At 69.3% G+C, this 11,696-nt stretch carries 13 protein-coding genes and 4 pseudogenes; 14 read left to right on the forward strand and 3 right to left on the reverse strand.

From position 1 onward, the window contains the following. Positions 1 to 120: 120 nt before the first annotated feature. Positions 121 to 612: a prolyl-tRNA synthetase associated domain-containing protein gene (locus K6K41_RS19595; protein WP_261401889.1), complete on the forward strand. Its 492-nt coding sequence runs from the start codon at positions 121 to 123 to the stop codon at positions 610 to 612. Between the two features lie 6 nt (positions 613 to 618). Here K6K41_RS19595 and K6K41_RS19600 read toward each other — a convergent pair whose 3' ends face one another. After that, positions 619 to 1,095, reverse strand: coding sequence for an Lrp/AsnC family transcriptional regulator (locus K6K41_RS19600; protein WP_261401890.1), 477 nt, complete (start codon positions 1,093 to 1,095; stop codon positions 619 to 621). 137 nt (positions 1,096 to 1,232) lie between these two features. On the opposite strand from K6K41_RS19600, the gene K6K41_RS19605 reads away from it, so the two are divergent. From K6K41_RS19605 to K6K41_RS19615, 3 genes are all read left to right on the forward strand, one after another. Next, on the forward strand, positions 1,233 to 2,150 hold the full coding sequence (locus K6K41_RS19605) for an EamA family transporter (protein WP_261401891.1): 918 nt from the start codon (positions 1,233 to 1,235) through the stop codon (positions 2,148 to 2,150). 193 nt (positions 2,151 to 2,343) lie between these two features. Beyond that, the gene (gene rplU, locus K6K41_RS19610) at positions 2,344 to 2,667 is read left to right on the forward strand and encodes a 50S ribosomal protein L21 (protein ID WP_261401892.1); all 324 of its coding nucleotides are present in this window, start codon (positions 2,344 to 2,346) and stop codon (positions 2,665 to 2,667) included. A 31-nt stretch (positions 2,668 to 2,698) separates the two neighbouring features. After that, positions 2,699 to 2,965 (forward strand): 50S ribosomal protein L27, encoded by a 267-nt coding sequence (locus K6K41_RS19615; protein ID WP_261405791.1) that lies wholly within the window; start codon positions 2,699 to 2,701, stop codon positions 2,963 to 2,965. A gap of 145 nt (positions 2,966 to 3,110) precedes the next feature. On the opposite strand, the gene K6K41_RS19620 is transcribed toward K6K41_RS19615, so the two are convergent. Further along, positions 3,111 to 3,281, reverse strand: coding sequence for a hypothetical protein (locus K6K41_RS19620; protein WP_261401893.1), 171 nt, complete (start codon positions 3,279 to 3,281; stop codon positions 3,111 to 3,113). 134 nt (positions 3,282 to 3,415) lie between these two features. On the opposite strand from K6K41_RS19620, the pseudogene K6K41_RS19625 reads away from it, so the two are divergent. Together K6K41_RS19625 and K6K41_RS19630 are read left to right on the forward strand one after the other, a co-directional pair. Continuing rightward, a pseudogene (locus tag K6K41_RS19625) lies at positions 3,416 to 3,520 on the forward strand (GNAT family N-acetyltransferase); the annotation flags it as partial. A gap of 12 nt (positions 3,521 to 3,532) precedes the next feature. Continuing rightward, the gene (locus tag K6K41_RS19630; protein WP_346433460.1) at positions 3,533 to 4,252 is read left to right on the forward strand and encodes a GNAT family N-acetyltransferase; all 720 of its coding nucleotides are present in this window, start codon (positions 3,533 to 3,535) and stop codon (positions 4,250 to 4,252) included. Between the two features lie 15 nt (positions 4,253 to 4,267). Here the strand turns inward: K6K41_RS19630 and K6K41_RS19635 are convergent. Continuing rightward, a pseudogene (locus K6K41_RS19635) lies at positions 4,268 to 5,412 on the reverse strand (alpha-hydroxy acid oxidase). A 191-nt stretch (positions 5,413 to 5,603) separates the two neighbouring features. On the opposite strand from K6K41_RS19635, the pseudogene obgE reads away from it, so the two are divergent. The 8 genes and pseudogenes from obgE to rlmH all read left to right on the forward strand — a co-directional run bounded on the left by obgE (position 5,604) and on the right by rlmH (position 11,661). Continuing rightward, positions 5,604 to 6,649, forward strand: a pseudogene (gene obgE / locus K6K41_RS19640) (GTPase ObgE). 48 nt (positions 6,650 to 6,697) lie between these two features. Beyond that, positions 6,698 to 6,976, forward strand: a complete 279-nt coding sequence (locus K6K41_RS19645; RefSeq protein WP_261401894.1) for a type II toxin-antitoxin system VapB family antitoxin — start codon at positions 6,698 to 6,700, stop codon at positions 6,974 to 6,976. Beyond that, a complete protein-coding gene (locus K6K41_RS19650) occupies positions 6,973 to 7,371 on the forward strand; it encodes a type II toxin-antitoxin system VapC family toxin (RefSeq protein WP_261401895.1) in 399 nt (132 codons plus the stop codon). The genes K6K41_RS19645 and K6K41_RS19650 overlap by 4 nt, the downstream gene beginning before the upstream one ends. Then, positions 7,368 to 8,492 (forward strand): glutamate 5-kinase, encoded by a 1,125-nt coding sequence (proB, locus tag K6K41_RS19655; RefSeq protein ID WP_261401896.1) that lies wholly within the window; start codon positions 7,368 to 7,370, stop codon positions 8,490 to 8,492. Before K6K41_RS19650 ends, proB begins: the two co-directional genes overlap by 4 nt. Before the next feature lie 216 nt (positions 8,493 to 8,708). After that, positions 8,709 to 9,993, forward strand: a pseudogene (locus tag K6K41_RS19660) (glutamate-5-semialdehyde dehydrogenase). A 17-nt stretch (positions 9,994 to 10,010) separates the two neighbouring features. Beyond that, entirely contained in the window at positions 10,011 to 10,646 is a 636-nt protein-coding gene (locus tag K6K41_RS19665; protein ID WP_261401897.1) for a nicotinate-nucleotide adenylyltransferase, read from the forward strand. A 143-nt stretch (positions 10,647 to 10,789) separates the two neighbouring features. After that, a complete protein-coding gene (gene rsfS, locus K6K41_RS19670; RefSeq protein ID WP_428978535.1) occupies positions 10,790 to 11,182 on the forward strand; it encodes a ribosome silencing factor in 393 nt (130 codons plus the stop codon). Further along, complete coding sequence (rlmH, locus tag K6K41_RS19675; protein ID WP_261405793.1) at positions 11,131 to 11,661, forward strand: 23S rRNA (pseudouridine(1915)-N(3))-methyltransferase RlmH; 531 nt, start codon at positions 11,131 to 11,133, stop codon at positions 11,659 to 11,661. Before rsfS ends, rlmH begins: the two co-directional genes overlap by 52 nt. Positions 11,662 to 11,696 lie beyond the last annotated feature (35 nt).

Genomic DNA, 11,696 nt, shown 5'->3' on the forward strand with positions numbered 1-11,696 from the left:
AGCGATTGCAAGGCGCTTTCGACGACTTGTGGACGCGAACCGCCTCGCGTTATGGCGGCGCGTCCGGAAGCGGCCCCGCCTGATCGCGCGAACGCCCGGCGCTCTGAAGGATTTCGCCCGATGCCCGCGACCCGCGCCGAACTGTTCGCTTTTCTCGACGGCCTCGGGATCGCGCATGAGACCATCGAGCATCCGGCGGTGTTCACCGTCGCGGAGTCCGCGCATCTCCGCGCCCGCATCCAGGGCGGCAAGTCCAAGAACCTGTTCCTCAAGGACAAGAAGGGCCGCTTGTTCCTGTTCACCGCCGAGGACGAGGCCGAGATCGATCTGAAGACGCTGCACCGGAAGCTCGGCGCGCAGGGACGGTTCTCCTTCGCTTCCGCCGGGCTCCTCGAGGAGGTCTGGGGCGTGCGGCCGGGCTCGGTCACGCCGTTCGGCGCGATCAACGACGCCGAGGGCCGGGTGACGGTCGGGCTCGACGCCGGCCTCCTGGCGAAGGGCCGGGTCAACTTCCATCCGCTCGAGAACACCGCCACCACCGCGGTCGCGGCTGAGGATCTCGTGCGTTTCCTGCGCGAGACCGGTCATGAGCCGGTGATCGTCGAGCGCTGACGGCCCTCAGGCGAGCGCGGAGGGCGTGCGCGCCTCCACCACCTCGCGAATCGCGATGATGGTGCGGAACGAGCGCACGTTCGGGTCGTCGTTCAGCGTCGCGCGTGTGAAGCGCTCATAGTCCTCCATCGAGGCGACGCGCACCAGCAGCACGAAATCGCTCTCGCCGGTCACGTACCAGGCCTGGTGCACCTCCGGTCGGCCGGCGATCTTGCGCGCGAAGGCGTCGAGCACGGCCGAGCCCTCGCGCTCCATCGCGACGAGCACATGCATGGTGAGGCCGAGGCCGAGCGCCTCGGGGCGCACCACGGAGACGTCCGCCGTGATGACGCCCTCGGCGCGCAGCCGCCTGAGGCGACGCAGCACGGCGCTCTCGGACAGCCCGACGGTCTCGGCGAGCGCGCGGGCCGGCATCTGGTTGTCCCGGCGCACAAGGTCGAGCAGGCGCCGGTCGAAGGCGTCGAGTTCGGTGAGTTTCGTCATCAGACGGCAGCTTGCGCCGGAAACAGTCGATTAGGCGACTGAAATCGCCGACATCCGGCGGGGCCTTCAGGATAGAGATCGCCGCGCAGTCCCACCCCGACCGGCGCCGCCGGTCCCTCCAGCCTCAGGTTCCCGAGATGTCGAGCCCCGCGGCCAGCTCCCAGAGCGCCGGCGCGTCCCCCGATTTCGCTTTTCCGCTCGCGGTGGCGGCGCTCGTCGGCAGCATCGTGGCGCTGTGCGTCGGCACGTCCTTCGCCAAGGGCCTGTTTGCCGAAGTCGGCGCCGCCGGCGTCACGACGCTGCGCGTCACGATCTCGGCGCTGATCCTCTGCGCGCTCTGGCGGCCATGGCGCGCGCGGTTCTCGGCCAAGGATCTGCGCTCGGTCGCGCTCTTCGGCGCGGTGCTCGGGACCATGAACCTGCTGTTCTATCTCGCGCTGCGCACCGTCCCGCTCGGGATCACGATCGCGATCGAGTTCTCCGGGCCGCTCGCCGTCGCCGTCGCGGGCTCGCGGCGGGCGCTAGATCTCGTCTGGGTCGGGCTCGCCGTGCTCGGCCTCGGCCTGCTGCTGCCGCTCGGCCACGGGACGAGCGCGCTCGATCCGGTCGGCGTCGCCTGCGCGTTGGGAGCGGCGGCGTGCTGGGCGGCCTACATCATTCTCGGCAAGCGCGTCGGCCATCTGCATGGCGGGCGCACGATCGCGCTGGCGATGTGCGCCGCGGCGCTCGTGACGCTGCCCTTCGGCGCGCCCGGCGCGGCGAAGGCCGCATTCGACCCGACGCTGCTCGCGATGGCGGCCGGAGTGGCGGTGCTGTCGAGCGCGATTCCCTATTCGCTCGAGATCTTTTCGCTGAAACACCTGCCGAGCCAGACCTTCGGCGTGCTGCTCTGCCTCGAGCCCGCAGTCGGCTCGCTCGCGGGGCTTGCGATTCTCGGCGAGCGTCTGGCGCTCCTCGAATGGATCGCGATCGGCGCGATCGTCATGGCCTGCGGCGGGGCCGCGGCGAGCGCCGCGAGGCGGCGTCCGGTCCCGCCCGCCGCCGTCGCGCCCTAAGGCGCGACGCTTTCGTGACGAAGCGGCTCGCTTTCGATTGACCGTCCCGTGGCTCTTCCTGTAGAAGCCCGTCACGGCGCGACGGGACCCCTCGTTCGCGCCTTTCCGTTTGGGCCTTTGGTCTGAACCAACAAAAAGCCGCGCCAGGGGAATTCGCCCCGGAGCGCGTTCTAGCAAACGGGAACTGACAAACATGTTCGCAGTCATCAAGACCGGCGGAAAGCAGCACCGGGTCGTCGCCGACGACGTGCTGACCGTCGGAAAGCTCGAAGGAGAGGCCGGCTCCAAGGTCACCTTCGGCGAAGTCCTCGCGATCGGCGAGGGCGACCAGATTTCGATCGGCGCTCCCTTCGTGTCCGGCGCGTCCGTCGCGGCCGAGATCGTCGAGCACGCCCGCGGCGCGAAGGTCATCGCCTTCAAGAAGCGCCGTCGTCAGAACTCCAAGCGCAAGCGCGGCCATCGCCAGGACTACACGATCGTCAAGATCGTGGGCCTGACCGGCGCGTCGAAGAACTGAACCGCCCGGACATAGGAGACAGACATGGCTCATAAAAAAGCAGGCGGTTCGTCCCGCAACGGCCGCGACTCGGCCGGCCGCCGTCTCGGTGAAGAAGTTCGGCGGCGAAGCCGTGATCCCGGGCAACATCGTCGTGCGCCAGCGCGGCACTAAGTGGCATCCGGGCCTCAACATCGGCATGGGCAAGGACCACACCCTGTTCGCCACCGCCGAAGGCAAAGTGCAGTTCACGCACAAAGCCAACGGCCGCACTTACGTGAACGTCGTTCCGGCCGCCATGGCCGAAGCTGCGGAATGACGGCGGGCTGATGCGACGCATCCCGCCGGGCGCCTAAAGCTCCCTCGGCGGTTCGACCGCAAGATCCGGACAGACGGGGGAGACGGGGCGCCGTACTCCCCCGTTTTTCGTTTTCCGGACCCATGAGGCGGCCGCCATGCGCGCGTCATCCGAGACCGAGCCGAACTACAGACTCGACCCGCGGCTTCTCGACAAGCCCTGCGCCACGAAAGCCGCAGGCGTGCGCCTGCGAGCGCTGGCCGAGGCCGACGCGCTCGCCATGGCCGAGGGCCTTTCGAACCTCGACGTCGCCCAGAACCTCATCGCGGTCCCGCACCCCTATACGATTGACGACGCGCGCACGTTCCTGGCGGGCCCTGCGGCCTCGCCCCACATGCTCGTCGCGGCGATCGAGGTCGAGGGCGTGTTCGCCGGCAGCGTCTCGATCGACGCTGCGGACGGCCGGAGCTCGGCTACTGGCTCGCCAAGCCCTTCTGGGGCCGTGGGATCGGAACGCTCGCCGCGCGCGCCATGGTCGACCTCGTCTTCTCCGCGACCGACCTCGACGCGCTGGCCTCGGGCCATTTCGTGGACAACGAGGCTTCGGCCGCGATCCTGGCGAAGCTCGGCTTCCGGCGCACGGGCCTCGTCGAGCAGCGCTCCCGGGCGCGGCCCGAGCCGGTCCGGCTCGTGGCCATGACGCTCGATCGGGCGTCATGGGACGCGACCCGGCCGCTGGTCGAAACGACGCGGCTCGTCATGCGCCCGCCCGTGACGGCCGACGCCGACGAGATCGCGCTGCTCTCGGCCGACCCGACGCTCGGCCTGATGACCGCCGCGATCCCAAAGCCCTTCACGCTCGAGGACGCGCGCGCCTTCGTGCTGGGCTCAGCGCGGCGCAGTCGCCCGGCCTCGATGACCTTCTCGATCCGCCGCCGCGACGTCGGCGACCTGATCGGAGGCATCGGCTGGGCCGAGGGGCAGGGGAGCGAGATCGAGCTCGGCTATTGGCTGGGCGCCGAGCACCGGGGTAGGGGGCTTGCGACCGAGGCCGCCCGGGCGGTGCTCGACGCCGCCTTCGAGATGACGGGCGCGACGGCGGCCACAGCGCGCTGCCGGGTGACCAACCCGGCTTCGCGCGGCGTGCTGGAGCGCTGCGGATTTCAGTGGGAGGGCGCGGGCTTCGTGCGCTCGCCAGGCGCCGCGGGGTCGGTCGCGGTCGACGTCTTCCGGCTCGACCGCGACGTGTTCCTGTCGCTCAAGGAGTGGGGGCTCTCGGCCCGGAACGCCGCCGTGCAGGCTCCCTGACGGCGGCGGAGCCGGTCAGCGGAAGCGCAGGTCGGCGCGCGAGAGCTCGCTGACCTGCGTCTTGCCCATGAGCTTCATGGCGCGTTCGATCTCGACGCGCAGGTTCTCGAGCGCGCGCTCCACGCCCGGCTGGCCGGCGGCCGCAAGCGGGAACAGGTAGTAGCGCCCGAGACCGACGGCCTTGGCGCCGAGCGCCAGAGCCTTGAGCACATGGGTGCCGCGCTGGACGCCGCCGTCCATCAGCACGTCGAGCTTGTCGCCGGCCGCTTCGACGACTTCGGCGAGCTGGTCGAAGCCGGTCCGCGAGCCGTCGAGCTGGCGCCCGCCATGATTGGAGAGGATCACGCCCGTGCAGCCGATGTCGGCGGCCCTGCGTGCGTCCTCGGCCGTCATCACGCCCTTGAGGCAGAACTGCCCGCCCCATTCGGCGACCATCTTGGCGACGTCGTCCCAGGTCATCGACGGGTCGAGCATCTCGGTGAAGTAGCGGCTGATCGACATGACGCCGCCGCCCATGTCGACGTGGGTGTCGAGCTGCGGCAGGCGGAATTCTCGTGAGTCAGGTAGTTGATCCCCCAGGCCGGCTTCATGGCGAACTGCGCCATGCCCGCGATCGTAAGCTTGAACGGGATGGCGAAGCCCGTGCGCTTGTCGCGCTCGCGGTTGCCGCCCGTGATGCTGTCGACGGTGAGCATCATCACGTTGACGCCCGCCTGCTTGGCGCGGGCCATCATCTCGCGGTTGAGGCCGCGATCCTTGTGGAAATAGAACTGGTAGGCCTGCGGGCCCTGGCTGATGCGGCGGGCCTCTTCCAGGCTCACCGTGCCGAGCGACGAGACCCCGAACATGGTGCCGAACTTGCCCGCGGCCGCGGCGACCGCGCGTTCGCCGTCATGGTGGAATAGGCGCTGGAGCGCGGTGGGCGAGCAGTAGAACGGCGTCGCGAGCTTCTGGCCCATGACGGTGACCGACATGTCGACGTCGCCGACGCCGCGCAGGATGCTCGGCAGCAGGTCGCAGTCTTCGAACGCGGCGGTGTTCCGACGGTAGGTCGTCTCGTCGTCGGCGGCGCCGTCGATGTAGTTGAAGATCGGGCCGGGCAGCCGCTGCTTCGCGAGGCGGCGAAAGTCATGGAAATTGAAGCAGTTTTCGAGACGCATCAAAAATCTCCCCGGGGCTCCGGGACGCATTTGGACTGAAGGGGCCGCGAGGCGATGCGGCCGTGTCCCCAATCCCATACACGTGTCTGGGGCCAAAGCGACCGAAGACCTGACATTCCGCACGAGACCCTAAAAGCGCGGCGTCTCTTGTGCTATGAGCGCCGTTTGCAGGACCGGCGACGTCAAAAATCATGAAATTTCTCGATCAGGCCAAGGTTTATGTTCGCTCCGGCGACGGCGGCGCAGGCTGCGTGTCGTTCCGGCGCGAGAAGTTCATCGAGTTCGGCGGGCCGAACGGCGGCGACGGCGGGCGCGGTGGCGACGTCGTGGTGGAGTGCGTCGCGGGGCTGAACACGCTCATCGACTACCGCTTCAAGCAGCACTTCAAGGCGCAGACCGGCGTGCACGGCATGGGCAAGAACCGCACCGGCGCGAACGGCGCGGACGCGGTGCTCAAGGTTCCGGTCGGCACGCAGATCTTCGACGAGGACGAGGAGACGCTGCTGGCCGACCTCACGGAAGTGGGCCAGTCGATCGTGCTGGCCAAGGGCGGCAACGGCGGCTTCGGCAACGCCTATTTCAAGACCTCGACCAATCAGGCCCCGCGCCGCGCCAATCCGGGCCTTCCGGGCGACGAGCGCTGGATCTGGCTGCGCCTGAAGCTGATCGCGGACGCAGGCCTCGTGGGCCTGCGAACGCCGGCAAGTCCACCTTTCTGGCCGCGGTTTCGGCCGCCAAGCCCAAGATCGCCGATTATCCGTTCACGACGCTCGAGCCGAACCTCGGGGTCGTCGGCGTCGACGGCCGAGAGTTCGTGATGGCGGACATTCCGGGCCTCATCGAGGGCGCGCACGAAGGCGTCGGCCTCGGCGACCGCTTCCTCGGCCATGTCGAGCGCTGCCGCGTGCTTCTCCATCTCGTCGACGGCACCTGCGAGCATGCGGGCCAAGCCTATAAGGTCGTGCGCGGCGAGCTCGAGGCCTATGGCGGCGGGCTTTCGGACAAGCCCGAGATCGTCGCGCTGTCGAAGGCGGATTCGCTGTCGCCGGAGCTCCGCAAGGAGCAGTTGGCGCGCTTGAAGCGCGCCGCCAAGAAGACGCCGGTCGTTCTCTCCGCGCTTTCGGGCGAAGACGTGCCGGAGACGTTGCGAAAGCTCCTCTCCGTGATCGACGAGGCCAAGGGCGTCGAAGCGGCCGAACAGGCGCCCAAGGTCGCCGAGGAGGCGTGGCGGCCCTGAATGAAGACCTATATGCTAGCATCAGTGCTAGCATCCGGAGCTATGGCGATGGCCCGCCAACTCAACGTTCGAAGCGATCGCGCTTATGAAGCCGCCAACCGCCTTTCGCGGCGACTTGGAGTTTCGACCACCGAAGTGGTGGAGCGCGCGCTCGAGACCCTCGATCGCAAGACTTACCGGCCGACCACCTATGCGGACCTCAATGAGGAAGAGCGCAGTTGGGTGGACGGCATCATGGAGAAGGCGAGGGCCGTGAGGGCGACCTTGCCCGAGGGCGTCACGTCGGACCACAGCGACATGTATGACGAGAACGGCCTGCCGAAATGATCGCGGTCGATACGTCGGCGCTGGTCTGCATCGTGATGCAGGAAGAGGAAGCCGAGATCTTCTCTTCGATCATGGCGCGGGCGGCTGCGAAAATCGGCGCTCCCACGCTGGCGGAAGCCCGCATTGTGATTGAATCGAAGGCGGGACGCGGCGGTCTCGAACTTCTCGAAGAGATCCTGGAGCGCCCCACCGTGACGATCGAGCCGTTCGACGACCGGCACGCCGCTGCCGCGCATGAAGCCCATCGCCGCTTCGGCAAAGGCCGCGGACATCCGGCCCAACTCAACATCTGCGACTGTTTTTCCTACGCGGTCGCGTCTTGCGACGATCTTCCGCTCCTGTTCAAAGGCGACGACTTCGCCCGCACCGACATTCGCCCGGCCTATCTCCCGTGACCCTTCCCGTTCTCGCCTCCTTCAACCGCATCGTCGTAAAGATCGGCTCGGCGCTGCTCGTCGACCAGAAGGCCGGACGGCTCAAGCGCGCCTGGCTCGACGGGCTGGTGGAGGACCTCGCCCGCCACGCCGCCCGCGGAGCCGAGGTGGTGGTCGTCTCGTCCGGCTCGATCGCGCTCGGCCGCACCGTGCTGAAGCTGCCGCGCGGCCCCTTGCGGCTCGAGGACAGCCAGGCGGCCGCCGCCGTCGGCCAGATCGCGCTCGCCCGCGCCTGGAGCGAGGCGCTGGGCGCCCATGGGCTCAACGCCGGCCAGGTGTTGCTGACGCTCGGCGACACCGAAGAGCGCCGCCGCTTCCTGAACGCCCGCGCGACGCTGGCGCGGTTGCTGGCGCTGAAGGCCGTGCCGGTCGTCAACGAGAACGACACGGTCGCGACGCAGGAGATCCGCTACGGGGACAACGACCGATTGGCCGCGCGCGTCGCCTCCATGGCGAGCGCCGACTGCCTCGTGCTGCTCTCCGACATCGACGGGCTCTACACCGCCCCGCCCGCGAGCGACCCGACCGCGACGCTGATCCCGGTGGTGGAGCGCGTGACGCCGGCCATCGAGGCGATCGCCGGCGGCGCGGCGTCGGAATTTTCGCGCGGCGGCATGAAGACCAAGATCGAGGCCGCGCGCATCGCGACCGGCGCGGGCGTCCACATGCTGATCGCCGCCGGCCATGTCGAGAAGCCGCTGTCGGTGGTCGAAAACGGCGGGCGCTGCACCTGGTTCCTGCCGCATGAGAGCCCCGCGCATTCCCGCAAGCGCTGGATCGCCGGCGTTTTGGCTCCCCGCGGCGCGATCCATGTCGACGCCGGCGCGGCGTCGGCGCTCAACCACGGCCGCTCGCTGCTGCCGGCGGGCGTCACGAAGATCGAGGGCCATTTTTCGCGCGGCGACGCCGTGATCGTGCGCGCGCCGGACGGGGTGGAGGTCGCGCGCGGGCTCGTATCCTACGACTCCGGCGACGCCAACCGTCTGCGCGGAAAGCCTTCGGCCGAGATCGAGGAGATCCTCGGCTTCAAGGGCCGCGCCGCGATCATCCATCGGGATGATCTCGTGCTGACGGGCGCCTGAACCGCCTCTCTTGTCCCGGACTTGATCCGGGACCCAGAACCGACGGTGGTTCAAGGTTCGCGCGACGCGCCGTGCTCTCAGTGGAGATCGGATCGGTTCTGTGTCCCGGATCAGGTCCGGGACAAGAAGAGGGTGGCGTTTCGATCGATCCGCTCCCATCTGATGACGCTCGCGCGAAATCGCGCTAGGACGCCTCGAAACCGTGGGAGATCGCGCATGTCGCTCGCGCTCGAACGCCAGACCGACGACGTCGCGGCCGTGATGGCCGATGTCGGACGCCGCGCCCGCCGGGCCGCGCGGGCGCTCGCGCTCGCGCCGCGGGAGGCCAAGATCGTGGCGCTGACCGCGGCCGGCCGCCGTCTTCGCGAGGCCGAAGCCGCGGTCATGGCCGCGAACGAGGCGGATGTGGCGGCCGCCAAGGCCTCGGGCGTCGCGGGCTCCTTCATCGACCGGCTGACGCTCACCCATTCGCGCCTCGCGGGCGTCGCCGAGGGGCTGGAGATCGTCGCCGGCCTTCCCGATCCCGTCGGCGAGACCATCGCGTCCTGGACCCGTCCCAACGGCCTGCGGATTGATCGCGTGCGCACGCCGCTCGGCGTCGTGGCGTCATCTATGAGAGCCGCCCCAACGTCACGGCCGACGCCGGCGCGCTCTGCCTCAAGGCCGGCAACGCCGCGATCCTGCGCGGCGGCGCCGACAGCTTCCGCTCCTCCGTAGCGATCCATGAGGCGCTTGCCTTCGGCTCGACGAGGCCGGCCTGCCCGTCGACGCGATCCAGCTCGTCCCCACCCGCGACCGCGCGGCGGTCGGCGCGATGCTCTCGGGGCTCGACGGAAACATCGACGTCATCGTGCCGCGCGGCGGCAAGGGGCTCGTGGCGCGCGTGCAGGAAGAGGCGCGCGTGCCGGTGTTCGCGCATCTCGAGGGCAACTGCCACGTCTATGTGGCGGCCGGCGCGCAGCTCGGCATGGCGACCGACATCATTCTCAACGCCAAGCTCCGCCGCACCGGCGTCTGCGGCGCGGCCGAGACTCTTCTCGTCGATCGCGCCGTCGCCGCGACGCATCTCGCCCCGCTCGTGAAGGCGCTGCTCGACGCCGGCTGCGCGGTGCGCGGCGACGCCGAGACCCGCGCGGTCGATTCCCGCGTGACGCCTGCGACCGAAGAGGACTGGCGCACCGAATATCTCGACGCCGTCATCGCCGTGAAGGTGGTGGACGGGATCGAGGCGGCGATCGACCACGTGGAGACCTATGGCTCCCACCACACCGACGCGATCGTCACCGACGACGAGCGGCTGGCGGCGAGGTTTCTGGCCGAGGTCGACAGCGCGATCGTGGTCCACAACGCCTCGACGCAGTTCGCCGACGGCGGCGAGTTCGGCTTCGGGGCCGAGATCGGCATCGCCACGGGCCGCATGCACGCCCGCGGGCCGGTGGGCGTCGAGCAGCTGACCTCGTTCAACTACCGCGTCCACGGGGCCGGCCAGACGCGGCCGTGAGAATATGCTCGGCCGGGATGACGAGCTTTCAGCGCCCCGTCTCCCGCACGCTGACGCCGCGCCTGCCGCCGCATGCGCCGGGCATGGCCATCGGCCTCTATGGCGGCTCGTTCAACCCGCCGCACGCCGCCCATCGCATGGTGGCCGAGACCGCGCTTGAAAAACTCGGTCTCGACCGGCTGTGGGCGCTCGTCACGCCCGGCAATCCTTTGAAGGACAACCGTGCGCTTCCTCCCGCCGCAAACCGCATGGCGGCGGCGCGGGCGCTGCTGGACAATCCGAGGATCGTCGTCACCGACGTCGAGGCCGGGATCGGGGCTGCGCGCACCTTCGAGGTGGTCCGCCATCTCAAGAGCCGCGCCCCAGACGTGCGGTTCGTCTGGGTCATGGGCGCGGACAATCTCGCCTCGCTGCATGGCTGGGGGCGCTGGCGGGAGCTCGCTGGGCTTACGCCGATCGCGGTCGTGGACCGGCCCGGCGGCACCTTCGCGCCGCTCTCGAGCCGCGCCGCCGCCGTGCTGCGCCGCTCCCGGATCGACGAGCGCGACGCCGCGGGGCTCGCGCATATGGAGCCGCCCGCCTGGGCGTTTCTGCATGGCCGGAGGCTCGATCTGTCGTCCACGGCGCTGCGTGGCCGGGGCGCATCGCTTTAAGGGTTTCGACACGCTTGTGGCCGCGACGGTTGAAATGTCGCAGCTCTCGGCCTTAATGTTCGATGGCTGGGGCGTGACTCCGGCTTGAGGACGGCAGACGGAAGGCCATTACCCTGTCCACCATCGCGCTGAAGGAGACGCCCTTGCCGGCGGCTCACATTGGCGCCGGCGCCGCGCAAGCGGCTGACCTGGCGCTGCTTCACCTCATCCTCGACGTGCTCGAAGACAACAAGGCGGAAGAGACCACCGTCATCGACCTGCGCGGAAAATCCGCGATGGCCGATGAGATGGTGATCGCGTCCGGCCGCTCCAATCGGCATGTCGGCTCCATCGCCGACAAGCTCCAGGAGGAGCTGAAGAACGCCGGCCACGGCAAAGTGAAGGTCGAGGGCCTGCCGCATTGCGACTGGGTGCTGATCGATTGCGGCGACGTGATCGTCCACCTGTTCCGCCCGGAAGCCGCGCCTTCTACAATCTCGAGAAGATGTGGTCGGCCGGCCGTCCGGGGAAATGCCGCTGTCCTGACGCGAGACTAGAACTTGCGTCTGGTCGTCGCGGGCCCCTGCGCGAGCGCCCCGAGCGCGACCTTGCGCGCCGCTATCTCGAGCGGATCGGCAAGATCGGCCGCGGCGTCGGGCTCGACGCGCCCGACGTCATCGAGCTCGACGAGTCGCGCGCCCGGCGGGCGGAGGAGCGCAAGCGCGACGAGGCCGCGGCCCTTCGCGCGGCGCTCGATCCGAAGCTCGCGCTGTTCGCCCTCGACGAGGGCGGCAAGACCATGTCCAGCGAGGCCTTCGCGGCCGCGATCGGTCGCCGCCGCGACGACGGCGCGGCCGGAATCGCCTTCGTGATCGGGGGCGCGGACGGGATCGACCCGTCGCTCCTGGCCGACGCGCAGGCGCGGCTCGCCTTCGGCGCGATGACATGGCCTCACCAGATCGTGCGCATCCTGCTCGCCGAACAGCTCTATCGCGCCGCGACCATTCTCGCCGGGCACCCATATCATCGGGCGTGAGACGAGGCGGAGATCGACTGCGCGCTTCGAGACGT

It is taken from the genome of Chenggangzhangella methanolivorans, assembly GCF_019797865.1.
Lineage (GTDB): Bacteria > Pseudomonadota > Alphaproteobacteria > Rhizobiales > Methylopilaceae > Methylopila > Methylopila methanolivorans.